14 protein-coding genes, 8 pseudogenes and 1 CRISPR repeat array are annotated in these 26,453 nt (G+C 41.0%); of the genes and pseudogenes, 16 read left to right on the top strand and 6 right to left on the bottom strand.

Features of this window, described 5'->3' with window-relative positions; translation table 11 throughout:
- The first annotated feature begins 22 nt into the window (after nucleotides 1-22).
- Complete coding sequence (locus tag ADJ77_RS08815) at nucleotides 23-967, top strand: hypothetical protein (protein WP_050696299.1); 945 nt, start codon at nucleotides 23-25, stop codon at nucleotides 965-967.
- Nucleotides 968-1,088: 121 nt separating this feature from the next.
- Here ADJ77_RS08815 and ADJ77_RS14420 read toward each other — a convergent pair.
- The 4 genes and pseudogenes from ADJ77_RS14420 to ADJ77_RS08805 all read right to left on the bottom strand — a co-directional run.
- Nucleotides 1,089-1,253 (bottom strand): annotated as a pseudogene (locus ADJ77_RS14420) (IS256 family transposase); the annotation flags it as partial.
- A 287-nt stretch (nucleotides 1,254-1,540) separates the two neighbouring features.
- Nucleotides 1,541-1,876, bottom strand: coding sequence for a hypothetical protein (locus tag ADJ77_RS14490; RefSeq protein WP_244148580.1), 336 nt, complete (start codon nucleotides 1,874-1,876; stop codon nucleotides 1,541-1,543).
- Between the two features lie 14 nt (nucleotides 1,877-1,890).
- Nucleotides 1,891-2,037 (bottom strand): annotated as a pseudogene (locus tag ADJ77_RS14485) (IS1380 family transposase); the annotation flags it as partial.
- Nucleotides 2,038-2,635: 598 nt separating this feature from the next.
- Nucleotides 2,636-3,069, bottom strand: a pseudogene (locus tag ADJ77_RS08805) (IS1380 family transposase); the annotation flags it as partial.
- 462 nt (nucleotides 3,070-3,531) lie between these two features.
- Here ADJ77_RS08805 and tnpC (ADJ77_RS14565) point away from each other — a divergent pair.
- From tnpC (ADJ77_RS14565) to ADJ77_RS14555, 10 genes and pseudogenes are all read left to right on the top strand, one after another.
- Nucleotides 3,532-4,954, top strand: a pseudogene (tnpC, locus tag ADJ77_RS14565) (IS66 family transposase).
- A 162-nt stretch (nucleotides 4,955-5,116) separates the two neighbouring features.
- Nucleotides 5,117-5,920, top strand: coding sequence for an MBL fold metallo-hydrolase (locus tag ADJ77_RS08795; RefSeq protein ID WP_025079261.1), 804 nt, complete (start codon nucleotides 5,117-5,119; stop codon nucleotides 5,918-5,920).
- Nucleotides 5,921-6,155: 235 nt separating this feature from the next.
- Complete coding sequence (gene rd, locus ADJ77_RS13370; RefSeq protein ID WP_081784468.1) at nucleotides 6,156-6,320, top strand: rubredoxin; 165 nt, start codon at nucleotides 6,156-6,158, stop codon at nucleotides 6,318-6,320.
- Nucleotides 6,321-6,838: 518 nt separating this feature from the next.
- Nucleotides 6,839-7,168 carry a transposase family protein gene (locus tag ADJ77_RS08790; RefSeq protein ID WP_154663391.1) on the top strand — a complete coding sequence of 110 codons (330 nt, stop codon included), beginning with the start codon at nucleotides 6,839-6,841 and terminating at the stop codon, nucleotides 7,166-7,168.
- Nucleotides 7,117-8,046 (top strand): ISL3 family transposase, encoded by a 930-nt coding sequence (locus ADJ77_RS08785; protein WP_167336714.1) that lies wholly within the window; start codon nucleotides 7,117-7,119, stop codon nucleotides 8,044-8,046. The genes ADJ77_RS08790 and ADJ77_RS08785 overlap by 52 nt, the downstream gene beginning before the upstream one ends.
- A gap of 796 nt (nucleotides 8,047-8,842) precedes the next feature.
- Nucleotides 8,843-10,277: pseudogene (tnpC, locus tag ADJ77_RS08780) on the top strand (IS66 family transposase).
- Nucleotides 10,278-10,353: 76 nt separating this feature from the next.
- A CRISPR array of direct repeats spans nucleotides 10,354-12,089; the repeat unit is 47 nt; unit sequence GTTGTGATTTGCTTGAAAAATCGTACCTTTGCGGTATACAAAACAAC.
- A 660-nt stretch (nucleotides 12,090-12,749) separates the two neighbouring features.
- A pseudogene (locus ADJ77_RS08770) lies at nucleotides 12,750-15,678 on the top strand (TOTE conflict system archaeo-eukaryotic primase domain-containing protein).
- A gap of 261 nt (nucleotides 15,679-15,939) precedes the next feature.
- A pseudogene (locus ADJ77_RS08765) lies at nucleotides 15,940-16,374 on the top strand (IS1380 family transposase); the annotation flags it as partial.
- 597 nt (nucleotides 16,375-16,971) lie between these two features.
- Nucleotides 16,972-17,118 (top strand): annotated as a pseudogene (locus tag ADJ77_RS14560) (IS1380 family transposase); the annotation flags it as partial.
- Between the two features lie 29 nt (nucleotides 17,119-17,147).
- Nucleotides 17,148-17,378, top strand: coding sequence for a hypothetical protein (locus ADJ77_RS14555; protein WP_042741109.1), 231 nt, complete (start codon nucleotides 17,148-17,150; stop codon nucleotides 17,376-17,378).
- A 339-nt stretch (nucleotides 17,379-17,717) separates the two neighbouring features.
- Here the strand turns inward: ADJ77_RS14555 and ADJ77_RS08755 are convergent, their stop codons facing one another.
- The gene (locus ADJ77_RS08755) at nucleotides 17,718-18,509 is read right to left on the bottom strand and encodes a DUF4738 domain-containing protein (RefSeq protein WP_025078514.1); all 792 of its coding nucleotides are present in this window, start codon (nucleotides 18,507-18,509) and stop codon (nucleotides 17,718-17,720) included.
- A 102-nt stretch (nucleotides 18,510-18,611) separates the two neighbouring features.
- Entirely contained in the window at nucleotides 18,612-19,166 is a 555-nt protein-coding gene (gene rfbC, locus ADJ77_RS08750) for a dTDP-4-dehydrorhamnose 3,5-epimerase (protein ID WP_025078515.1), read from the bottom strand.
- A gap of 137 nt (nucleotides 19,167-19,303) precedes the next feature.
- Between rfbC and ADJ77_RS08745 the strand changes: the two genes are divergently transcribed.
- The 5 genes from ADJ77_RS08745 to ADJ77_RS08725 all read left to right on the top strand — a co-directional run bounded on the left by ADJ77_RS08745 (nucleotide 19,304) and on the right by ADJ77_RS08725 (nucleotide 25,830).
- The gene (locus ADJ77_RS08745) at nucleotides 19,304-20,302 is read left to right on the top strand and encodes an HU domain-containing protein (protein ID WP_456238382.1); all 999 of its coding nucleotides are present in this window, start codon (nucleotides 19,304-19,306) and stop codon (nucleotides 20,300-20,302) included.
- A gap of 195 nt (nucleotides 20,303-20,497) precedes the next feature.
- Nucleotides 20,498-21,031 carry an FHA domain-containing protein gene (locus ADJ77_RS08740; RefSeq protein WP_025078517.1) on the top strand — a complete coding sequence of 178 codons (534 nt, stop codon included), beginning with the start codon at nucleotides 20,498-20,500 and terminating at the stop codon, nucleotides 21,029-21,031.
- A gap of 605 nt (nucleotides 21,032-21,636) precedes the next feature.
- Nucleotides 21,637-22,749 carry an MORN repeat-containing protein gene (locus ADJ77_RS08735; RefSeq protein WP_050696521.1) on the top strand — a complete coding sequence of 371 codons (1,113 nt, stop codon included), beginning with the start codon at nucleotides 21,637-21,639 and terminating at the stop codon, nucleotides 22,747-22,749.
- Between the two features lie 40 nt (nucleotides 22,750-22,789).
- Nucleotides 22,790-24,868, top strand: coding sequence for an alpha amylase C-terminal domain-containing protein (locus ADJ77_RS08730; RefSeq protein WP_050696294.1), 2,079 nt, complete (start codon nucleotides 22,790-22,792; stop codon nucleotides 24,866-24,868).
- 5 nt (nucleotides 24,869-24,873) lie between these two features.
- Nucleotides 24,874-25,830, top strand: coding sequence for a hypothetical protein (locus tag ADJ77_RS08725; RefSeq protein WP_025078518.1), 957 nt, complete (start codon nucleotides 24,874-24,876; stop codon nucleotides 25,828-25,830).
- The last annotated feature ends 623 nt before the right edge of the window (nucleotides 25,831-26,453 follow it).

Below are 26,453 nucleotides of genomic sequence, written 5' to 3'. Positions count from 1 at the left end.
TCCAGCAGAACCTAAAATAAAAATGATATTCGCAGAAAAAGAGGATAGTGAAGAGTTATATACATTTTACTCAACTATTGAAGTACAGTATTGTACAAAAGAAGAATTAGAAAATGGTAGTTTGTCAGACTCTTTGATAGAAAAGAAAAAAGCTTTTGCAGAAAAACAAATAGGTAAAGCATTTGAAATTAATCTTTATAAGTTTACTGTAAGAGAGCTGACAAACGATAGGTATATTGCCTTCAGGGTTTCAGAATCTCGTGACTATTATGATTTGGACGTTCAAATTGATGACTATTTTATAGCTTCTTATATGACTAAGCAAGATGTGATAATGGGAATTAAGTATTCCATTACAATGAAAGGACTAAAAGGGCTTGCATCTGGCGTTCTACAAGATTATTCAACAGAAAAAATAACGGAAGAGTTATTCTTTTCCAAGCCAATCCCTGAAAAACCCCACTTTGATATCCCTTATAACAAATATTCGAATCTGACAGATAGTTATATAATTAACGAAGTTGCTATAGAAGACGTACGTAAAGGCTGTAATCTCGCATATCTAATAGAAGATAGAGAAATCTCACATTATGAATTTGATATGTATATTCAACAGATAGAGGATTATCGCTTAAGAGTAAGAAAAACTAAGGATAGAAATGAATCTTTAAGAAAGAAATTTTTCTTTTGGGAACCTAAAGAAATTGTTGAAGAATTAGAATTAAATTCAGAAGTTATTGTATTATTTAGAGACTGCATTATTCTTGGCAAAAGTAATCCTACCGAATGTATCAAAGCAGATTTTGCATATATGGAAGAATGTGAGAAAAGGCTAAAGAAACGCTATATGGGTGAAGATATGGTTAAAATAGAACTCCGAGATGATTGGAAGGAGTTTATACTAGCACTTGGAAAGAAATATAAGGGAAAAAAGGTGATAAAACCTGTTATAAAAAATGATATTTAATGTCTAAGGATTAGTCAACGTTCAACAGTGTCATATTGCTTTCCGTTAGGGTTTAACCTCGGTCGTCAGGATGTGATTTATAATTGCGTTTCGTTGACGAGAAGCCTACGGAATCGCAAAGTTACATGTTCTTGAAACGTTTTCCAAATTTTATACTTAACTGTTGAACTGTTAGTTCATAGTTTGGCAATGGCTTTGTCCATTTCTTTCGAATATTGCAATAGGCAAGATATACTAGTTTGTGTAGTGCATGATCTGTCGGGGAGAGTCTTTTTGTCTTTAGGATAGAAACTTTAACCCAAATCATTAAACCACAATGTTCCAAAACTCTTAATTTTGTATTGTTTCCTAGCATCTATTATTTTCTTTTCGGCACCTTGTCTGTCTTCATGACTTGGCGTAGCCCGCTACGCCTGTGTTACAAAAACAGTCAATCTGTTCGACAATGAAAAAATCTTTTAGACTCTAATGACGGATTTGGGTTTATTTCTGATGTAAGACCTCAATTCCGCAGCGTTTTTCCTTGTGAGGCGATTTTATGTGTTGAGATGTCTTTTTCGGCTCTATGTGTTGTTATGAGGATTTTTCGGGGCTTCCTGGGTCTTGCCGAAGCATGGAATCCCCCACCCAAACCAATGGGGGATATGAGAACCACAAAAAAAATGCTGCTTGTTCAAGGAATACTTCAGAATAGTATGTTTTGTTTGTATACAGGTTCAGAACGTTCCGCCTTCCTGTTCGCACCCATTTTGCCGGCACGCTGACAAAATGCAGGATAAAGGCTTTCAGCCTGCTTGTCTTTTTCAAAGGCTTGACCTTTTCGCTGATATGGCGGACGAGATAGAAGTTCTTCAGTATGGCAGTAACCATCATGAAAGCCATGTTCTCAGCCATGAGGGAAAAGGGCATATATTTCAGTTATTCACATTGGTGTTTCCGTCACGGTTCTCACCTCCGACTATGATGCCCCCGATGGAAGCCCAGCCCGGGAAATAACCATGGTCCTGCCTGTAGGAATACTTTGCATCGAACTTGTGGGCAGGAACAAACTGGTGGTAAAAGTCCAGGTCAACATGACTGCCCGCCTTTATAAGGCTCTCCCGTTAAATACGTAGATAGGAAACAGAACAAAGGCTTATACACCTGTCTGGTATGACTATCCAAAAATAGACGGTCTCACAAAAAGGGATAGAGCACAAAATAAAAATGCAGAAAAGGCAAACAGATACCGTGTCTTTCCGTCTTCTACAAACAACTTATTCCCATATCAATCAATGTTTGTAAACTATTTTCATGCAGTTCAAGACCAATACATGGTCTCTTGGCTTCTAAAAGACGCCCAATTGACTTGCAAAAGACGCCCTTTTGAGGTCTAACTGACGCCCTTTTGAAGTCCAATTAAGCACCTTTTTTGCACTACCTTATAACTGATTGATTTACTGCTGGTTGCAAACTTGCTTTTTACACGTATTTTTATCTTTATCTGTTGATATTTTATCCGAAATTATGTCATGATTTTTCAATCCCTTGTCTGCATTTTCAAAGTATTTACATGAAAAGGTTTTCTGCATCGGAGGATGATAATAAAGTAGGTAGACAAGGCGGTCTTGGCTATGTTTTTATTTAATGCATAACTTCAGCTTCTTCCGTTAAAGCTATACGAAAAACATCCACGCTTTTAATGGAAGAACCCTTTATAAGCCCCATTCTCCGTATCATCCGTAAAAGTAAGGTGTTCAGCTTCTCTGCAGTGTTGAAACTATAAGACCTGCCGGAGGTTTCGCTCTTATAGACAATATTCTCTTCGGCAAGCTCCTTCAGTCCGCGCCCCACGGTGTCGGCACCGGGTAACAGCGTACCAGGTCTCTGCTTGAACTGCCCAATAAGCGCATTGATGTCCTCAAGGCAATCCCCACCACAAAGGTAGCTGAAGAAGAGAGAGCCTGGAATGCTTCCATGGCTGAATGCCTTGCCGCTGCATCCGCGTCTGCCCAACACGGATTCGGTAAGTTTTCAAAGCCCAACTTTGAAAAAACGTCCATGATGTGATAAATTCCTCCGAAGGAAGTGATATTCTCGTTTTTAATTGCTACCTTTGTCATGTCAGATTTTTGCTTACTTGTTATGTTTGTTGCACTAAGATAGGTGAAAATTCTGACATATCCGAGTGTTTTGAGGACTTTGTTTCTCAGGCACTTGGATTTCTTGCAAGATTTTATGCTGCGGAATTAAGGGAAATAATAAGTTTAAGTCTATTTTAACTAACACAGATAGCCCCCAAAAAGTTTTATCGGACACCAATAAATATCAATAACTTATAAACGTAACATTGTGGCAAAAAGGCTCGAAATGACATTCTTTATTAGAATTTGTATGTGTCTATTTATGTAACTTATTGATAATTAATAATAGTTTACACACCTTATCGCTGAATAGTTACTCGTGAAAGTAACTATTCAGCGGTATTGCCCAGTCTGTATTCTCTCCTCTAAAATCTTCGTATAAAGGCTATAAAGATGCTCATTTTTCTTGCGTATTTCAGATTTCTTTGTACCTTTATACCTATGAAAGAGCAAGTTACGGACATATCAGAAGTATTACAAGAGATGACGGAAGAGATGCGGTTGTTGCGTGAAACTGTCAACCGGCAGTATGCCGAGAAAGTCAAATTGAACCGTAACATAAATGCTCTGAACCTCCAAATCCGCAAGAAAGATACGGAACTTACAAACTTACGGGAACGCTTGGCCAAGTATGAAAACCCTGACAAGAACTCTAATAACAGCAGCACTCCGCCAGGCAGGGAGCGTATGAAGGATGAGATTGTCAGAAGAACAAGAAGTCTCCGTAAGCCAAGTGGCAAGAAGCTGGGAGGACAAAAGGGACATGATGGGCATAAGTTGTCTTGCTCTTCCGTACCTGACGAGACAATCGACGAGGTACCTGACTATTGCACTCGTTGCGGAGAATCTTTGTCAGACGCAGAGCGTGTACTTGATTATGTGACGCAGGTTATTTCCATTCCATAGTTGAAGCCCGTAATCAAGGAAATCCGACACTATGTGATGGTATGCAAGAACTGTGGTGAACGTATCCGGACGGCGGTCAAACAACGTGGTATATGATTCAAGCGTAAAGGCTCTGGTGGTTTATCTGAGTGTCGTGCAATTTCTTCCATACGGTCGTATAGCAAGTCTTTTGCGTGAGGTGTTCGGTCTCACTCCAAGTGAAGGCTCGCTGGTGAACTGGGTGAATGAGGCAAGGAGAAATGCGCAACCTGTGATTGATAAGATTAGAGAATATATCAAGTCATCAGCAGTATTTGGTTTCGATGAGAGTGGCTTGTACTGTAACAAAAGACCCGATTGGGCCTGGATAGCACAGACAGTTTATTACACACTGCTTTTCCGTGCTGATGGAAGAGGATCGAAGGTATTGGCAGACAGGTTTGGCGACAGCTTGGAACGAATGACTGCCGTTACCGACCGCCATAGCGCATACTTTGCACTCCGTTTCCTCAATCATCAGGTATGTCTTGCCCACTTGCTTCGCGAACTGCAATATCTTTCAGAGTTGAACACCGAGCAGGAGTGGTCCGGGAAAGTAACCAGTCTGTTCCGTGAAGCCATTCACGAGCGGAACGCCAATCCGAACGACGTCATAGACAAGGTGTCATGGACCCGGCGTTTAGACAATCTGCTCAAACAGAATATAGAGGGGCTTGGTAAAAAGTTCATTACGTTCAAAAAAGACCTGGTCAAATGCAGGGACTACATTTTCAGTTTCCTTGAAAATCCGATGATACCCTCTGACAATAATGGAAGCGAACGGGGAATACGCAAGCTGAAAATCAAACTGAATAACTCCTGTACATTTCGTTCCGACTTCGGAGCAGACGCTTTTCTTGAACTTCATTCGATTGTAGAAACAGTGAAGAAGAACGACAAAACTCCATATAATGCGATTCAAGCCTTATTTAAGGTTTGATAAATTGATATGCACTATATATATCGGGTATCGCTGAATAGTTACAGGGTGGGAAACTTTAGTTAATTATTTATAAAATCGAGGTTAAATATCTGGCAAATATAATCAATGGTTTTATCTATCAAAATTCTTTTATTACATTTGCCTTAAAATAAAAGTATAATGCTGAAGTTTCTATCTTTCGGCAGTGGTAGTAGTGGAAATTGCTATCTTCTTTATACTGACAACGATTGTCTGATGATTGACTGCGGTGTCGGTATTCGTTCTCTAAAGAAGCATTTTCACAATTACGGTCTGCGATTAAGTATGGTTCATAATGTGCTTATCACCCATGATCATGCTGATCATGTGAAGTCTGTTGGTTCTATAAGCGGTGATTTGCAAATACCTGTATATACAACAGAAGATATCCATCGAGGAATCAGTCAGAACTGGTGTGTGCGACGTAAGATTGATAGCCGGTTGGTTAGAAACCTGACCAAAGGTGAGGAAATCTCTATTGGTGAGTTCAAAGTAACATCCTTCGGTGTTCCACATGACAGTACAGACTGTGTCGGTTACTCCATAGAGCATGATGGTACACGGTTTACATTGGTCACTGATTGCGGGCATATTACCGAGGATATAGCACACTATATATCTATTTCAAATTACTTGGTAATAGAAGCAAACCATGAACCAGAGAAGTTGGCTGCAGGTCCTTATCCACGCCATCTGAAGGTACGTATCAGTGGACCTAGCGGTCATTTGAGCAATGAGGCTTGTGCAAAAGCACTTGTCGAGAATGCTTCTCCTGTTTTGCGTCATGTATGGCTGTGCCATCTGAGCGATGAGAATAATCATCCAGAGCTGGCAAAGAAGACCATAGAGGCTGTACTTCGTGACAGTGGGATTATTGCAGGTAAGGACTTTATGCTTGAAGTGCTGAAGCGTAAGATACCGAGCGAAATGTTTGAGTTAACGTAAAGTTTACCTTTACGAGAAGTAAGGAATATGGTTTGAATGTTTAAACTTGTGCTTTTATAGCCGAAGATGTTGCATGTTTATCCATATACTATTTCCCAATATTCTACATATATATCAAATATTTGAGGGTAAAATACATTTTTTAACGGATTATACTTGTAATAATTTCAGGATACTTGTATCTTTGCAATCGATATAGTTCAACAAAAGTAAAATTAAACATTATAAAAGCATTATGAAGAAATACGAATGCGAAACTTGCGGTTACATCTATGACCCAGAGATTGGTGATCCAGACAGTGGCATTGAGCCAGGTACGGCGTTTGAGGATATTCCTGAGGATTGGGTTTGCCCTCTTTGCGGTGTAGGTAAGGATGATTTCAAGCTAGTTGACGAGTAATCAGATTTACAAGTAATAGAAATAAAGCCTGCTCATTAGTTGAGTGGGCTTTTTCTGTATGAATAAGACAGGAAAAAATAATGATGACTTTAAAAAGTACAAGGCTAAAAGAACCATTCACGAAATCTATAGGGAAGATATAGTATTTACACTTTTAGACATACATAGTCTAATGGATGTAATTGGTGATAATCATTCTTCCAAATCCTCTAATGTGCTTATTTGAGAGGAAACGGTAGGATTTATGTCATAAAATTTCATTCCATATACTTCAAATGATGATTACTTGTATTCCAATTAAGCACTAATTGACGTCCAATAGATGCCTAATTGAAGCATAACTAAGCCTTAGTTGGAGTCGAATTAAGGACCTTTATTTATATAAAAGTGTAATGTATTGATTATTAGGATATTATAATGGCTCATGTGTTTCCTTTTTTGGTTCTGCTGGATTTAGTGTGAATTAACATGCCGTCTCTTGCATAAAACAGCGCGGAATTCGTATCTTTGTGGTCATTATGAAGAGACCAGAAGACATCTTGACCAAGCTGCTCCTCCAAAACAATGATGACTGGGAAATCGATCGTGTGACATGTGATGACTCCGCTGATGAGATACACATCACCCTCAAATATCGCCATGACACCATCCATGTTGATGGGAAGGAATTCCCTATATTTGACTTCCGTCACGAACGGAGTTGGAGGCACTTGGACATGTGGCAGTACAAGACGATTCTTGAAGCCCGAGTCCCCCGATACCGGGATGGAGATGGGATCAAGAGCGTCCCCGTTCCGTGGGCAATGCCGAACTCCCGGCTATCTTGGTTGATGGAAAAAAAACGGTAGAAACATTACTGTCCACCAAGAATCAGACAAAGACTGCACGTCTTCTTCGCCTGTCCTTTGACCAAGTGCATGGAGTGATGCAACGAGCTGTTGAACGGGGATTGAATCGGCGTGACGACAGGCACATCCATGAGCATGTCTGTATGGATGAGAAGTCAATCCGACGGGGGCATGAGTATGTGAGTATGCTCTATGACGGAGATACAGGAAATGTCATCGAAGTAGAGGGCGGGCGCACCAGGAAAAGTGTTGAGAATCTGTGCACCAAGGCTCTCACTGAAGAGCAAAGGGCTGGTGTGAAGACCGTATGCACGGACATGTGGGACGCCTTCATTGACGGAGCGAAGAAGTACTTCCCTAACGCCAGCCACTGCCACGACATGTACCACCGTGTCACCTATCTGAACGACGCCGTTGACAAAGTTCGCAAACGTGAGGTCAGGCACTTCCCGGAACTGAGACACACCAAATATTTGTGGTTAAAGGACCAGTCCAAATATACCACCAACGACCAGGCTCGTTTCAACAAGCTTGAAGATGCGGAATATGAGGTTTCGCAGGCTTGGAAAGTCAAAGAACTCTTTCGTGACCTCCTACATCTCAAGTACCATGGTGACATGGAAACTTACGGAATGTTGCTGCGCCAGATGGATGATGCATTGCAGTACAACATAGAGGAAATCAACGGGGTGGTCTTCATGTTCAAGAGACACCTTAAAGGCATTGTCAGAGCCATGGTCACAGGTGCAAATAACGGCAAAGCCGAAAGAACCAACGGCTCCATTCAAGAGATAAAGACCATCGGCAGAGGATATGGAACTGCCGAGAGGTACAGGATTGCTATTCTATTTTTCTACGGTGGGCTAGACATAAGTTAATTCACACTAAATCCAGCAGAACCATATTAATAATTAGATTACAATTCCTACTCCCATAGAATCTTGTTAAATAATTTAGATGTAATATCAATATACGAAAGAAGCGTGGGAGTATACTCGTTACCTATCCTAGATTCTGAGGCTTTCGTATATGTGACTTCTTTACCTATAATATACATGGGATACTAACATTAGTGTAAGAACAAATGCAAATATATATATAAAAACTCTATAAGACAAATAATATTACGAGTATTTATAAAAAATTACAAAACAAAAACTTTGTTAAGATGTCAAAATGCTAATATAAACAGAAAACTATTCAGCTGCAGCGACCTATCACTAATTTTATATCCTAAATCTTGTAAAAAATATAACAATCTACCTATTTGCCTATCATGTTTAAGATTTTCAGGTTCTGCCGAAATATTAGATAATAAAGTAAATTATCAGTATAACGAAATGTTCATTACTTTAAACTTTATTAAGTTTCTCTATTAAAAACGTAACGTATTCAGCGATAATAAACATTGAAAATCAAGAACTTATAAACTTAACATTCTGTCAAAAAGGCTCGAAATGACATTCTTTATTAGAATTTGTCTGTACCTACATTATGTAACTTATTGATAATCAATAATAGTTTATACACCTTGTCGCTGAATAGTCACTTAAAAACGTAACTATTCAGCGGTATCGATCAGTCTGTATTCTCTCCTCTAAAATCTTCGTATAAAGGCTATAAAGATGCTCGTTTTTCTTGCGTATTTCAGATTTTCTTTGCACCTTTATACCTATGAACGAGCAAGTTACGGACATATCAAAAGTGTTACAAGACATGACGGAAGAGATGCGGTTGTTGCGTGAAACTGTCAACCGGCAGTATGCCGAGATTGTGAAATTGAACCGTAACATAAATGCTCTGAACCTCCAAATCCGCAAGAAAGATACGGAACTTACAAACTTACGGGAACGCTTGGTCAAGTATGAAAACCCTGACAAGAACTCTAATAACAGCAGCACTCCGCCAGGCAGGGAGCGTATGAAGGATGAGGTTGTCAGAAGAACAAGAAGCCTCCGTAAGCCAAGTGGCAAGAAGCCGGGAGGACAAAAGGGACATGATGGGCATAAGTTGTCTTGCTCTTCCGTACCTGACGAGACAATCGACGAGGTACCTGACTATTGCACTCGTTGCGGAGAATCTTTGTCAGACGCAGAGCGTGTACTTGATTATGTGACTCAGGTTATTTCCATTCCAGAGTTGAAGCCCGTAATCAAGGAAATCCGACACTGTGTGATGGTATGCAAGAACTGTGGTGAACGTATCCGGACAGCACCGGGACGGCGGTCAGACAACGTGGTATATGATTCAAGCGTAAAGGCTCTGGTGGTTTATCTGAGTGTCGTGCAATTTCTTCCTTACGGTCGTATAGCAAGTCTTTTGCGTGAGGTATTCGGTCTCACTCCAAGCGAAGGCTCGCTGGTGAACTGGGTGAATGAGGCAAGGAGAAATGCGCAACCTGTGATTGATAAGATCAAAGAACATATCAAGTCATCAGCAGTAGTTGGTTTCGATGAGAGTGGCTTGTACTGTAACAAAAGACCCGATTGGGCCTGGATAGCACAGACCGTTTATTACACACTGCTTTTCCATGCTGATGGAAGAGGATCGAAGGTATTGGCAGACAAGTCTGGCGACAGCTTGGAACGAATGACTGCCGTTACCGACCGCCATAGCGCATACTTTGCACTCCGTTTCCTCAATCATCAGGTATGTCTTGCTCACTTGCTTCGCGAACTGCAATATCTTTCAGAGTTGGACACCGGGCAGGAGTGGTCCGGGAAAGTAACCAGTCTGTTCCGTGAAGCCATTCACGAACGGAACGCCAATCCGAACGACGTCATAGACAAGGTGTCATGGACCTGGCGTTTAGACAATCTGCTCAAACAGAATATAGAGGGGGCTTGGTAAAAAGTTCATTACGTTCAAAAAAGGCCTGGTCAAATGCAGGGACTACATTTTCAGTTCCCTTGAAAATCCGATGATACCCTCTGACAATAATGGAAGCGAACGGGGAATACGCAAGCTGAAAATCAAACTGAAGAACTCATGTACATTTCGGTCCGACTTCGGAGCAGACGCTTTTCTTGAACTTCATTCGATTGTAGAAACAGCTAAGAAGAACGACAAAACTTCATATAATGCGATTCAAGTCTTATTTAAGGTTTGATAAATTGATATGCACTGTATATATCGATTATCGCTGAATAGTTACGCCAAATCAAAATACTTCTTCTGATTGGCTGGTTGTGATTTGCTTGAAAAATCGTACCTTTGCGGTATACAAAACAACGTTAACGAGTTTCTGAAATTGCACAAGGGGTTGTGATTTGCTTGAAAAATCGTACCTTTGCGGTATACAAAACAACTTTATTCGTTTGCGGTCGACTTTGAAAACTGTTGTGATTTGCTTGAAAAATCGTACCTTTGCGGTATACAAAACAACTCTTCACTGATTTTTAATTTATCCCAGCCGTTGTGATTTGCTTGAAAAATCGTACCTTTGCGGTATACAAAACAACCCTACCAACTCGCAGCAGTTGAGAGAAGTTGTTGTGATTTGCTTGAAAAATCGTACCTTTGCGGTATACAAAACAACAAAATAGAAAATATAGACGAAGCGTTGCGCGTTGTGATTTGCTTGAAAAATCGTACCTTTGCGGTATACAAAACAACTGTTCCTGTGATAGATTAGAATGTACCTTTAGTTGTGATTTGCTTGAAAAATCGTACCTTTGCGGTATACAAAACAACTGATTTATGAGAACACTTGCAATTATGGGTGTTGTGATTTGCTTGAAAAATCGTACCTTTGCGGTATACAAAACAACCATGGCTACGTAGGTTTTGTTCTATTGTTGGTTGTGATTTGCTTGAAAAATCGTACCTTTGCGGTATACAAAACAACTATGTTCCCTAGCTAAGACACCATCAGACTGTTGTGATTTGCTTGAAAAATCGTACCTTTGCGGTATACAAAACAACATGTAGACTTAGTATAAGCCTTACCTACCTGTTGTGATTTGCTTGAAAAATCGTACCTTTGCGGTATACAAAACAACATACCCCATCTTTGAGAACTCCGTTGCAAGTTGTGATTTGCTTGAAAAATCGTACCTTTGCGGTATACAAAACAACAAAGCTGCTAAAATATAGATAACAGCAATAGTTGTGATTTGCTTGAAAAATCGTACCTTTGCGGTATACAAAACAACCCCTGCTGTACTATTTGGACGGTTAGTACTGTTGTGATTTGCTTGAAAAATCGTACCTTTGCGGTATACAAAACAACTCTTCCACTGCTTCCTCTTTCTTAGGTTCTGTTGTGATTTGCTTGAAAAATCGTACCTTTGCGGTATACAAAACAACTATATAAGCCAGAGAATCTCACAATCAATGGTTGTGATTTGCTTGAAAAATCGTACCTTTGCGGTATACAAAACAACGCAATATTAAATACCTTTTCTGGATACTTGTTGTGATTTGCTTGAAAAATCGTACCTTTGCGGTATACAAAACAACTCGTTCATAATAATACAATGTTATAAATTAGTTGTGATTTGCTTGAAAAATCGTACCTTTGCGGTATACAAAACAACAAGTTGAAAAGAGAACAAACCAAATCAACGTTGTGATTTGCTTGAAAAATCGTACCTTTGCGGTATACAAAACAACCAAGGCATTCATAACACCTTTATCCAATATGTTGTGATTTGCTTGAAAAATCGTACCTTTGCGGTATACAAAACAACAATTATTGAATTTTTGTTAACAAATCTGGTGTTGTGATTTGCTTGAAAAATCGTACCTTTGCGGTATACAAAACAACTGTATGGGAATATAGAAAGTTTGGAGATAGGTTGTGATTTGCTTGAAAAATCGTACCTTTGCGGTATACAAAACAACTTACTAAAGTCGTTTGCATCAAGGAACTGGTTGTGATTTGCTTGAAAAATCGTACCTTTGCGGTATACAAAACAACCGACCTTATGTAATCTTCTGACTAACAAATTGATACAATGATTCTGTTGGAAAATAAAATGAAACCGCAAAGCAAAATCCCATTCTGTCAGAATGGGATTTTTTCATACCTGGCAGGAACTGTTCTCCTTGCTCCGTGCCCATCCTAGTACACTGCACGACAAGGCACAGGTGCCAGTCGGAAAGGTCTACCAGTATGTCCAGCCCTGTGCGCTTAAATTCGTTCATCACATAAAAAATCCCGCCATAAGAGACGATGTTCTCCTATTTTATTGCTACCTTTGCCATGCTACGTAGAATTGTGCTATATTCTTTTCACCATAAAGTTAGTGAAAATTCTAAGGATAGCAAAACTCTGAGCAACTTACTTTTCCCAAGAAACTTACAAAACATATTAACAATAAAATACGTATTTAGTTGTGGGATTAAGGAGAATGAGTATTGATTCACATATATTCTACTATCAACACAAGTTGGCAAGGGGCAAAATGGTGTATAAAAACATTACTAAGCCACAGATGGCTAAGGACGCAAATATATATGTAGGAGGGAACTTACACAGGCTCAGACAATGTGAAAGTTATACCACTTACATGTCTTAAAGATTGAGCACCTGCATGTATAGGCAAGGAAATGATGAGTGACAAAACCATCTGATGATATGGATGACATTCTGACAAGATATGACCAACTCCTCAGGCAGTGTGAGGTGCTGCGCAAAGAGAATGAAGCATTGAAGTCACTTCTTAGTGTTCACGGCATTGAATACCAGCCAAGACAGAAAGAAGAAGTGAATGGACCCATATATTCTCCAGTCGCAGTTCCTGTAGTCAGACTTTTGCTTGATGAGCGTGTAATACTCTTCCAGTCCTTGTTCAAAGGGAGGGAAGATATCTTTGCACGGAGATGGTTCAGCACGACCACAGGTAAGGCTGGGTATCAGCCTGTTTGCATCAATGAGTGGAGACGAGGGGTCTGTGACAAGAAGAAGTATAAGTGTGTTGAATGTCCAAACAGAAACTTTGCACCACTAACGTCTCAGGATATTTACCGCCATCTGGAAGGAAAAGACGTAAACTGCTGTGATGTAGTGGGACTCTACCCCATTATGCCTGACAATAACTGTGCTTTTCTTTGCACCGACTTTGATGACAAGAGCTGTAAGCATGGTTACAAAGACGACGTGCTCGCCTTTGTGGGAGTATGCAGAGAGTGGCAGATTCCCTATGCCATAGAACGCTCAAGGTCGGGTAATGGTGCCCATGTGTGGATTTTCTTTGAACTTCCCCTGCCGGCATTCAAGGCAAGGAGATTAGGAAACGCCATACTTACGGAAGCCATGTCTCGTAATGGGCGGATGTCGTTCAATTCCTATGACCGCTTCTTCCCCAATCAGGACCGGCTGTCGGAAGGGGGCTTTGGTCATCTCGTAGCACTCCCGCTACAAGGGCAAGCACGAAAAAATGAATAGTGTGTTTGTTGACGATGAATTCCTTGCGCACAAAGACCAGTGGGCATTTCTATATAACATGAAGAAGGTACAGGAATCCACCGTCGACCAGCTACTCACCCTCCATCTTCAAGAAGAACTGGGAGCACTGGTTACGTCAACGGAAAGCAAACCATGGGCTGCTCCTTTGCCACAAAACATCACGAAAGCAGACTTCCACAGCAAGGTCGGGATAGTAAAAACAGACAAGCTCTATATCCCATTGGAAGCCCTTTCTGCAAAAGTACTGAATCATCTGAAAAGAATTGCAGCCTTCAAGAACCCGGAGTTTTACAGTAAGCAGGCATTACGGCTTTCTACATATTCCATTCCACGCATCATCTCTTGTTTTGATATTACGGACGGGTATCTTGCCCTGCCTCGTGGATGTGAGGATTCCGTCCTGTCCTTTCTTGAAGACAATGCCGTAGCGTACTCTATCGCAGACAAAACAAACTATGGCAAAAAGTTCTCAGTATCTTTTCAAGGGGAAGAAAGGGAAGAACAGCGGGAAGCCGTCAATGCACTATTACCTTATACTAACGGTGTACTACATGCCACTACTGCCTTTGGAAAAACAGTCACAGCTGCAGCCATCATCGCCCGTAAGAAAGTAAACACGCTTGTTCTTGTCCACTCAAAGGCGTTGCTCACACAGTGGCATGAACGTTTAACTGGGTTTCTTAATATAGACTATCCGGAACCTGAAGAACAAAAGAAACATGGTCGATGCAAAGCGTTCTCTCCCATCGGATGCCTCGACTCATCGGGAAATACACTTCACGGCATCATCGACATTGCCCTCGTAAAATCATGTCTGGATGATGAGGGAGTAAAACCATTCGTACAGGATTACGGAATGGTTATTGTCGATGAATGTCACCACGTTTCATCCGTAACCTTTGAAAAGGTTTTGAAATCCATCAAAGCTCACACCGTATATGGTTTAACCGCCACTCCTATCCGTAAAGATGGACATCAACCAATAATCTTCATGCAATGTGGTCCGATACGATTTACAGCTGATGCTAAGAGTCAGATAGCTAAGCAGTCATTTGACAGGTTTCTCATTCCAAGATTCACATCATATCGCTCAGTATCAGAGAACAAGCAATCAATTGCTTCTTTATATCAGTCCCTATCCGATGATGAGATGCGCAACAATCTTATCGTAGAAGACATCCGCAAGACCGTCAACACAGGAAGAACACCTATTGTTCTGACTAACAGGACTGCACACGTGTCTGTCTTGGCTGAAAAGTTGAAAGCCACTATCCAAAACGTTATCTCACTAACTGGAACTTGTACGGCAAAAGAAAAGAGAGAGGCATTGCAACATCTGCAGACCATGTCGCCAGATGAACAACTGGTTATTGTCGCAACTGGAAAATATATTGGGGAAGGATTTGATTATCCCCGTCTTGACACCCTGTTTCTTGCGCTACCAATCTCATGGAAAGGGCTTGTTGCCCAGTATGCCGGTCGATTACACCGCGAAAATGAAGGGAAAAAGGATGTACGTATCTATGACTATATTGACATCCATGAGCCTGTTTGCGACAGTATGTACAGGAAACGCCTCAAAGGTTACGCCTCCATAGGATACAAAACATTCGTAACAGGACAGCCAACATTGTTTGACAACATAAACGATGCAGCCCTCTCGATGCGTGATGGTCAAATCTTTAATGGATTAACCTTCTTCCGTCCCTACGCTTCTGATTTGGCAAAGGCAAGACACTCCATTGTAATTTCTTCGCCAAAGCTATATAAAACAGACCAAAATTTTTTGATTGACCTGTTGGCAGAACAGTCTCATCGAGGACTCGTTGTTCATATTACTACAGCTGCAGGGGACGAACAAACAAAGTTTATCCAATCCAAGGGGCTGTCTGTAATGGTGATCCCAGAGCTTTCATTATATACCACCATCATCGACAAAACAGTTGTTTGGTATGGTGCTATCAACGCTCTTGGCTATGCGTCAGAGGAAGATTATATGATTAAGGTGTCTGATAATCATCTTGCTAACGAACTAATAGATATTCTGCATAAGCAAAACTCTGTTATGGCAACTGGGAAGGATAAGCTACTTAAATGATGAACTAAAGTTTCCCACTTGTATAAAACCTTACCATAAGTTTTTGAAAAAGAGGCATAAAAAAGGGTCTTCAGCAATTTAGAGTGATAGTGTTTAATATCTGATTATCAATAACTTTTGCAAGTTCTACCTTAATTCCGCAGCATAATTTCTTGTGAGAAATCCAAGTGCCTGAGAAACAAAGTCCTCAAAACACTTGGATATGTCAGAATTTTCACCTATCTTAGTGCAACAAACATAACAAGTAAGCAAAAATCTGACATGACAAAGGTAGCAATTAAAAACGAGAATATCACTTCCTTCGGAGGAATTTATCACATCATGGACGTTTTTTCAAAGCTGGGCTTTGAAAAACTTACCGAATCCGTGTTGGGCAGACGCGGATGCAGCGGCAAGGCATTCAGCCATGGAAGCATCCTGGGCTCCCTCTTCTTCAGCTACCTTTGCGGTGGGGACTGTCTTGAGGACATCAATGCGCTTATTGGGCAGTTCAGGCAGAGACCTGGTACGCTGTTACCTGGTGCCGACACCGTGGGGCGCGGACTGAAGGAGCTTGCCGAAGAGAATATTGCCTACAAGAGCGAGACATCCGGCAGGTTTTACAGTTTCAACACTGCAGAGAAGCTGAACACCTTGCTTTTACGGATGATACGGAGAATGGGGCTTATAAAGGGCTCTTCCGTTATATGCGTGGATGTTTTTCGTATATCTTTAATGAAAGAACTGAAGTTATGCATTAAATAAAAACATAGCCAAGACGGTCTTGGCTATGTTTTTATTATCATCCTCCGATGCAGAAAACCTTTTTATGTCAATACTTTGAAAAGGCAGACGACGGATTGAAAAATCATGACATAATTTCGGATAAAACACCTACAGATAAAGGCAAGAATACGTGTAAAAAGCAAGTTTGCAACCAGCAGTAAATCAGTTCGTTATAAGGTCATGCAAGAAAAGGTGCTTAATTGGACTCCAAAAGAGCGTCAGTTAGACCTCAAAAGGGCGTCTATTGCAAGCCAATTGGGCGTCTTTTAGAAGCCAAGAGACCATGTATTGGTTTTGAGTTGCATGAAAATAGTTTACAAACTTTGATTGATATGGGAACAAGTTGTTTGTAGAAGACGGAAGGATATGGTAAGTATTTGCCTTTTCTGCATTTTTATTTTGTGCTTTATCCCTTTTTGTGAGACCGTCTGTTTTGGGATAGTCATACCAGACAGGTGTATAAGCCTTTGTTCTGTTTCCTATCTACGCATTTAACGGGAGAGCCTTATAAAGGCGGGCAGCCATGTTGACCTGGACTTTGACCACCAGTTTATTCCAGCCCACAAGTTCGATGCAAAGTATTCCTACAAGCAGGACCATGGCTGTTTTCCGGGCTGGGCTTCCATCGGGGGCATCATAGTCGGAGGTGAGAACCGTGACGGAAACACCAATGTGAATAACTGGAACATCTGCCCTTTTCCCTCATGGCTGAGAACATGGCTTTCATGATGGTTACCGCCATGCTGAAGAACTTCTATCTCTATCTCGTCCGCCATATCAGCGAAAAGGTCAAGCCGTTGAAAAAGACAAGCAGGCTGAAAGCCTTTATCCTGCATTTTGTCAGCGTGCCGGCAAAATGGGTGAGAACAGGAAGGCGGAACGTTCTGAACCTGTATACAAATAAAGCATACTACTCTGAAGTATTCCTTGAATAGGCAGCATTTCTTTGTGGTTATCATATTCTCCATTGGTTTGGTGGGGAATTTTATGCTTGGATAAGACCCAAGAAGCCCCGAAAAATCTCATATCAACATATAGAGCCCAAAAAGACATCTCAACATATAAAATCGACTCACAAGGAAAAACGCTGCGGAATTGAGGTTAAAGAATAAGTGATGGAGAATTTGTGTAAAGATAATTCATGTTTGCAGCCATGGTCTTTCACTCCTTTATGTGAAAAAACTCACAACAGCTGGAAAACAATAACCATTGGGATTTACTTTAATTCTTTTGATATAACGAACTAAGGGGATGGTGTTGTTTATAGGGAAGTATCACTTCAACTTCTTACTCATCCTGCCATTTGGTGTCACTCTCAATTCAATAACGTATGTTGTATCGGCATCAGGGATTCCAATGATAACATAATAATATAGAGCCTTTGCATCAGCATGTGTAAAGTACATCTTTCGAAGGATACTGCGGGATAGGAAGTCCTTTGGGATAAGTGACTGGAATTCCTGCTTGCGGAAATCGTGTGCGAAGACTGGTGTCCCGTGATTGTATAATCGTAATAAGGCAACATTATCAAGATACATGTTGTCAACCTCTACACCATTATCATTATAGGTAGATTTGATAACTTTGTCGGATGTTGTTTCTACGTGCACTTTACTTTCAAAGTAGCCTAAGTCCGTACGGATAATCGTGTCCTGTGACTGTTCAAGGAAGGTGTTCATCGCATAGACATGGTAATTGAAAGCAGAATAGAGTGCCTTGTCACCACTCTTCACCAGCCTTACTTCGTCCCCATTCTGATTGGCAAATTTCAGCAGATGAGAAGCCTGTTTCTCTATTTTATATCCATGAAGGTTCTGCCCCTGTAGATAAAGTGTGTCCTGATAAATCCAGAAACGCACAGGCATACTGGCTGAATCAGGATAGAAGATGCTGTCCCCCTTTACCAACATGGCTGGGTCACTGCCCTCCCCATTGGTCCATAAGCCTTGTAACATTTCCTTTGCCTGCTTGTCTTCATGCAACTGCTGATAATCTGTTCCACGATTATGGCAGGCAGCCAAAAGTATCAGTAGCATTGATATGCAGACTATTATCTTCTGTTTCATCTTCAAGGATAACATGAATGATGTGCGGTTTGCACATCTGTAAATACAATGTATTATATCGGTCACTGTTGTGTGCCCTGCATTTAGATTCCTTTTTGCACTCTATTCAAACAATTCGGCATCCTTCAATGCCAAACCTTTATTAAGGTCTTTGTCTGAAAGAATAACGTCCTTGGCGTCAATAGGCCAGTTTATGCCTACAGTTTCATCATTCCATCGGATACTTGCCTCACTCTGTGGAGCATAGATGTTGTCAACTTTATAAGTGAAGATGGCCTCGTCTGAAAGTACAAGGAAGCCATGTGCGAAGCCACGTGGGACAAAGAACTGCCGCTTGTTTTCTTCAGACAGTTCCACCATTACATATTTACCAAAGGTCGGAGAACTCTTGCGCAAATCAACTGCAACGTCAACAACCTTGCCCTTGATTACCCGTACCAGCTTTGCCTGCGAATAATCACCTTGCTGATAGTGCAGACCACGCAGGACACCATAGCTTGACTTTGACTCGTTGTCCTGGATAAAATTAACATGATGCCCAATGTGTTCGTCAAATTCAGCCTGCTTGAATGACTCAAAGAAATAACCTCTTGCGTCATTAAAAACCTTGGGCTCTATGATCCAAACTCCATCAATTTTTGTCTTAATGAACTCCATAGTTTTATTTTTATCTTAATTGCAAAGATAACAAGAATTATTGAATATAGGAAAGAATATTATCTTTTTCATTATTCAAACAAGATTTTAATGTTTGAGACTTGCCACTTCCAAATAAAATATTTAATTTTGCAAGCGTGATAAAACTCGACCGACATATTGAGATACTCTTGTTGGAGAATGACTGTGTCATTGTTCCAGGGTTAGGAGGCTTTGTTGCCCATCATGTTTCTGCAAGATATGATGAGCGGGATGGCTTGTTCCTGCCGCCTTATCGTACCCTTGGCTTTAATGCACAGCTAAGGATGAACGACTCGTTGCTGGCACAGTCGTATGTGGATGCATACGATTTAAGCTATCCTGAAGCTCTGCGGACAATAGAGCATGAGGTTGATGAAATTTATCATACATTGGGTGAAGAGGGTTCGTTTGAACTGAATGACCTCGGTCGACTCTTCAGGAATAGCGAGGGGAACTTAGAGTTTGAACCCTTTGAAAGCGGTATTCTCACACCTTTATATTATGGTTTGAGTAGTTTCGACTTTGTCAAGAATGTTGCCGGCAATAGTGAGGATGGAGTGCCAACAATAGTTGATGTAAAATCGCAGAAGCATGGAGTTATCTATGTAGATGACTCTGATGGCAATAACAAGCGTCTCAGTATCAGTATGCGTGCGGTGCGTAACATTGCTGCGGCAGCTGTATTCCTCACCGCTGTGCTTCTCGTTGCTTTTCCTACAAGTACCCGTAAGGGAATGCCCGAACAGCAAGTCAAGAGCGGCGTACTTTACAATATCTTCGACTCCAGCGATACGCCAAATGCCTCTGAACAGAGCAAGCCGTTGAGGGCTACCAGTCAGGTTTCGGCTCTCGACCATCATCAGGCTGCCCCTACAACCTCATCTCACTATTGGGCTATCGTTATGGCAAGCCACATTACGGAAAGTAATGCACGTGCTTTTGTTGCCCGATTGCAGAAGAGTGGTCTTGAAGATTCACGTGTCTATGAAGGGACTGAAAGCACAAAGGTTCTTTACGGCTACTTCTCAAGTCAGAAGGAGGCTCATGAGAAGATGAAGGCTATCAATTCCACAACCGAGTTCAAGGAGGCATGGATAATTGAGATTGGAAAGTAAAATCTTCCACAGATTCTTTAAATGATGTCGTAATTTGTGGAGGCAAATACTTTCCTTGCAGGGAGAAAACCACAATAAAGTTTATGAGAATGCTTGCAGTCGTTTATATATGTTTTGTCTTGTTCATTTCCCTATAAGAGCCTCTTTTCCTCTTTTGAGGTAAGGGGCATTTTTGTTTGAATTACTTTTTTTTATATGAAGCGTGTTAGATGTCCGAAGTGTGATAACTTTATCACCTTTGATGAAACAAAATATAAGTCGGGACAGCGTCTTGTTTTTCAGTGTCCCCAATGTAGCAAGGAGTTTGGAATCCGCATTGGTGTTTCCAAACTTCGCAAGACCCAGAAAGAAGAGAACAATGCTCCGGAAGGCGGTGAAACAGAAAGTCAATATGGTTCACTTCATGTTATCGAAAACGTTTTTCACTTCCGTCAGATTATCCCCCTGCAAATGGGTGACAACGTTATAGGGCGATACATGAAAGGTAATCCTATCAACTGTCCGATTGAGACTGTTGACCCAAGTGTTGACATGACTCACTGCACCATTACTGTCAGCCAGAATAAGAAAGGCAAGCTGCAGTATGTTTTGCGTGACGGTCCCTCTTATACGGGTACTTTTGTCGATAATGAGATTCTTGGCGACCGTGAACGCCGAGTCATTAAAGGGGGAACACTCTTCACCATCGGTGCAACGAGTATTATTCTTAATACTCCAGAGGAAGACTGACCTGTTATAAGTAGTCTGGTACAGTTCTCTGGATGTGAAAAGAGCATATTGATTGATAATAATCGGTGATATTTCAAGTTCATTCTTATGTTCGTTGTCTTTGAATTATCTTTACATAAGTTGTTGTCAATTTTGCTTGGAAATATAGGTGATGATGAGGAGTTTTTGTTTAACAGTTAACCTCTTGTTATTCAGTGTGTCATGAATTATATTGAGGAGAGGAGTGATAAGTTAGGCTTCAATTAGGCGTTAATTGGACTTCAATTAAGCATCTATTAGACGTCAATTAGTGCTTAGTTTGAATGCTATTAATCATCAGTTATTTTGAAGTAGAGGAAAATTATTACAGAAAGTCCTTTTTCAATCCCGTTTGGGGTAACGTAAGATGTGTAGAAGTATTTGGATTGTTATAGGAGAAAGGAAAAAGAATAAAAAACCAAAGTGTTTTCTGAAAGCATGAAGTAGAATATTACTTGTCAGTTTAATTCCTCAAATATATTTTTAGAAGATGCCTTAAAAAAGATTTATAAATTTGTTGTTCTTAGTGGAAATCGGTATCTTTGCATATAGGTTATTTTTAATCATAAACTTAAAAAATGAATGACGTGAGAAATAAATATATCATCATATTGTTATTTTTTATCCCTGCTTGTCTTTTTGCACAGAAGATAGAGACGGGTTCATGTACGACCAAGGATGGAGGCAGCTATCAGGGGCAGATGTTCCGTGGGAAACCTAATGGTAGAGGAAAAACCGTCTATAAGAAAGGTAATGTGTATGAAGGAGAGTATATGAAGGGATTACGCCAGGGCGAGGGTACCTATACTTTCGTTGATGGAGAGAAATATATCGGTCAGTGGTTCCAGGACCAACAGCACGGACAAGGTGTTTATTATTTTGCCAATGGCAACCGCTATGACGGCTTATGGTATAAGGATTATCAGCAGGGGCAAGGAACAATGTATTATTACAATGGTGACAAGTACATAGGCAACTGGGAACATGATAAACGCAGTGGTGAGGGAAAGTATATCTTTGCCAATGGCGCTCTCTATGAGGGCTCATGGAAGAATGATATGAAGAACGGACATGGTAGCTTTAAATGGCCGGATAACTCGTCATTCACAGGAAACTGGGTTAATAATCTGAAAGAAGGCAGAGGAATTTACATTTATGCTGACGGTGACGAGTATAATGGTGAGTGGAAGAATGATTTGCAGAACGGGAAAGGTATCTATAAGTTCAAGGATGGCGAGAGCTATGAGGGTGAATATGTGGATGGAGAACGTACAGGGCAGGGGATTTTCCGCTATAAGAACGGTGACCAGTATTCAGGGCATTTCCTTAAAGGAGTCAAGTCCGGATTCGGTACAATGTCATGGCGCAATGGCGACATCTATACTGGTTACTGGGAGAAAGATATGCAGAATGGTCAGGGAAAACTGACCAAGAAAAACAAGGATGTATATGAAGGGCAGTTCAGAAACGGTGTAGTTGAAGGACTTGTAATCATTCACTATGCCGATGGTGGTAAGTTCCGTGGTAGCTATCATAATGGCAAACGCAATGGAACAGCTGTTGAGGAGTCTGCCAGTGGGGTACGTTTTGAAGGAAGCTACCGCGATGACCGCCGTGACGGAAAGTTCATAGAGCGTGACAAGAACGGCAATGTAACTGCAAGCGGTTATTATGAAAACGGCAAACGCTATACAAATTAGTCTTTACAGAATATAACAAACAAAATAAAGCTTTTCTACCATGGTAACAAAGAAGACCACAACAAAGAAGGCTCCGGTCAAGAAGACAAGAGTTTCAAAAGTCAAGGAGCTGTCTCCTATAGGACTCGTTAAGAATGATTCCTATCTGGCTCCTTATGAGGATGCAATCCGTGGACGTCACGAACATGCTCTTTGGAAGATGAACCAGCTTACGCAGAATGGTAAGCTGACACTCTCGGACTTTGCAAATGGACATAATTACTATGGCTTACACCAGACGGCTGATGGCTGGGTGTTCCGTGAGTGGGCACCTAATGCAACGGAGATTTATCTCGTTGGTGACTTCAATGACTGGAGCGAGCAGAAAGCTTATCAATGTCATAAAATCAAGGGTACTGGTAATTGGGAACTGACACTTCCGCATGACGCAATGCAGCATGGGCAGTTCTACAAGATGCGTGTACATTGGGATGGGGGAGAAGGTGAACGCATCCCTGCTTGGGCACAGCGAGTTGTACAGGATGATACAAGCAAGATTTTCTCTGCACAGGTATGGGCACCTGTTAAGCCATACGTATGGAAGAAAAAGACATTCAAACCACAGACCTCTCCACTCTTGATCTATGAGTGCCACATTGGTATGGCACAGGATGAGGAGAAGGTTGGCTCTTATAATGAATTTCGTGAGAATATATTGCCACGTATCGTCAAGGATGGCTACAATGCCATTCAGATTATGGCAATCCAGGAGCATCCTTATTATGGTAGCTTCGGTTATCACGTAAGTTCATTCTTTGCAGCAAGTTCACGCTTTGGTACTCCTGAAGAGCTGAAAGCACTTATCGACGAGGCGCATAAGAATGGTATTGCTGTGATCATGGACATTGTCCACTCTCATGCTGTGAAGAACGAAGTTGAAGGATTGGGCAATTTAGCAGGTGATACTAACCAGTATTTCTATCCTGGTGACCGCCATGAGCATCCGGCATGGGACTCTCTGTGCTTTGACTATGGTAAAGATGAGGTTCTTCATTTCCTGCTTTCCAACTGTAAATATTGGTTAGAGGAATACCATTTTGATGGTTTCCGCTTTGATGGTGTGACATCAATGCTCTATTATAGTCATGGTTTAGGCGAAGCATTCTGCAATTATGGTGATTACTTTAACGGTCATCAGGATGATAATGCAATATGTTATCTGACACTTGCCAACTGCCTTATCCATCAAGTAAACAAGAATGCCCTCACCATTGCAGAAGAAGTATCAGGCATGCCGGGCTTAGCTGCTAAATTTAAGGATGGCGGATACGGCTTTGACTACCGTATGGCAATGAATATTCCAGACTATTGGATTAAGACTATCAAGGAGTTGCCCGATGAGGCTTGGAAGCCATCTTCTATTTTCTGGGAGATAAAGAACCGTCGTTCAGACGAGAAGACGATATCTTATTGTGAGTCACATGATCAGGCATTAGTGGGTGACAAGACCATAATTTTCCGATTGGTAGATGCCGATATGTACTGGCATTTCCGCAAGGGAGACGAAACTGAGATGGTTCACCGTGGTATAGCTCTGCACAAGATGATTCGACTTGCAACAGCAGCAGCCATTAATGGTGGATATTTGAACTTCATGGGTAATGAGTTCGGACACCCGGAATGGATTGATTTCCCACGTGAAGGCAACGGATGGAGTCATAAGTATGCTCGCAGACAGTGGAACTTAGTTGACAACAAGGACTTATGTTATCATCAGCTTGGCGACTTCGACCGCAACATGCTGGAAGTAATTACGAGTGAAAAGAATTTCAACGAGACTCCGATTCAGGAGATATGGCATAATGACGGTGATCAAATCTTGGCGTTTAGTAGGGGAGAACTTATCTTCGTATTCAACTTCTCACCCTCACGTTCTTACTCTGATTACGGTTTCCTTGTGCCAGAGGGTTCCTATAATGTAGTATTAAATACCGATGCCAAAGAATACGGCGGTTATGGCTTTGCTGATGATACAGTGGAGCATTTCACGAATGCTGACCCACTTTATGAGAAAGATCATAAAGGATGGCTCAAACTCTATATCCCAGCCCGTAGTGCTGTTGTTTTGAGAAAGAAGTAAAATTCATGATGGAAAGTAAGTTTATGCGTGCAGTCTGCACGGTACTGTTCTGTTCTTTCACATTCTGCTTTCTGTTTTTTTTTCAGGCAGATGTAATGACAGTAGTACAGCATTTGGCTTCTGGAAGGCAGACCTTCTATAATCCGATGTTAGGTGCAGTCTTGATAACGCTTACGCTAAAGCTACTCCAGATGGGCATCAGTTCACTGGTTAAATTAAGCAAGCGAGGCTATGGGCTTACTTACTTTCCATCTTTTCTTGTCCTTACTGTTATCTCCGACCTTCGTCCGACAACTGAAAGCATAACGTTTGGCAACTGGATATGGATAGCTCCGTTGCTTCTGCTTGTCTATGCTTTTGTGATGGTTGCGGTCAAACGCTTTGAGCCTTACGAGCCAGAACTACGGAGTTACGGTCCATTTTCCCAACTGATATGGACAAACCTCTTGCTTTTTCTTTCTTTCTTCTTATTTACGGGACTCTTTAGCAATACTGACAGGTATTTCCATCAGCGCGCCAAAGTCGAAGCATTGATAGATAAGAAGGATTATGCTGGTGCATTAAATGTGGTGTGTACCATGCCACATACTGACTCGGTAACTTCGATGCTTACGGTCTATGCTGTTGCACGCAGAGGTCATTTAGCAGACAGCCTTTTCCATTACCCTTTGGTCGGCGAATCACGCACCTTGCGTCCAGGGAGAGTTCATTCATGGTTACAGCCTGACAGTGTTCTGTTGAAGGCTACTCGTAATTCAGCTAATTATCAGTTGACGGGTTTCCTGCTGGATCGTAATCTTCATGACTTTGCGCGCTATCTTCCGCAGTATTATCCAAATGACAGTCTTCGACCGCATTACTACAAGGAGGCTTATAAAATATACTCTCTTAAACTGAAAGGCTTAAAACTTAAAGCTCCTTATAGGGCTGGTAGTTATGCTGCATATTATTATGCACCTTAGAACTGTTGGCGTTTTTTTTAAGGAGAGGGTTAACGTCAACGGGGCAGTAGGGGAAGATAAGAGTAGCGGGATAAGAAGCAAGACTATTGTTGGGATTTATTTCCCCTGTTGGTTTTATGTTTTCCAAGTACAATTATATATGCTTTTTGTTCAGTTATAGGTAAGAATGAGATGAGACGGCTGTAAGGTTAGACAGTCAATGCCGCCTTTGGCTTTTCATATTGTACTTGGATAAGATTTTTTTTTTCGCAATTCTGAAATTTTATCACATCAATTGCCATCCATTTTACTTGTAAAATACAGATTGATAAGCTATTTTTGCAAGTTGTTTAACTGTCATATAGTCAGCTGTTTATCCTGTTATGTAAAGAAAGATGTGCCCAGTTGGACTTCAGTTAAGCCTTAGTAAGGTTTTTCAATTAAGCACCTATTGGACTTCATTTAGTGCTTAGTTGGAGCGCAATTAACCATCAATGTTTTTTTTACGGAGGAAAAATATGACAAAAGAATTCCTCTTTCTTCCACTTTCACATAAGTGAGAGAATTCTGTGTTATGCTTTCTATGTGAATATGCTATAAGTTTCGGCTCAGTAGAAAACAGGGGGGTATGGTTCAGTAGAAAA

The sequence above is a fragment of the Prevotella fusca JCM 17724 genome (assembly GCF_001262015.1).
GTDB lineage: Bacteria > Bacteroidota > Bacteroidia > Bacteroidales > Bacteroidaceae > Prevotella > Prevotella fusca.
The sequence above is the reverse complement of the archived record's forward strand: the minus strand, read 5'-3'. Positions and strand labels throughout refer to the sequence as shown.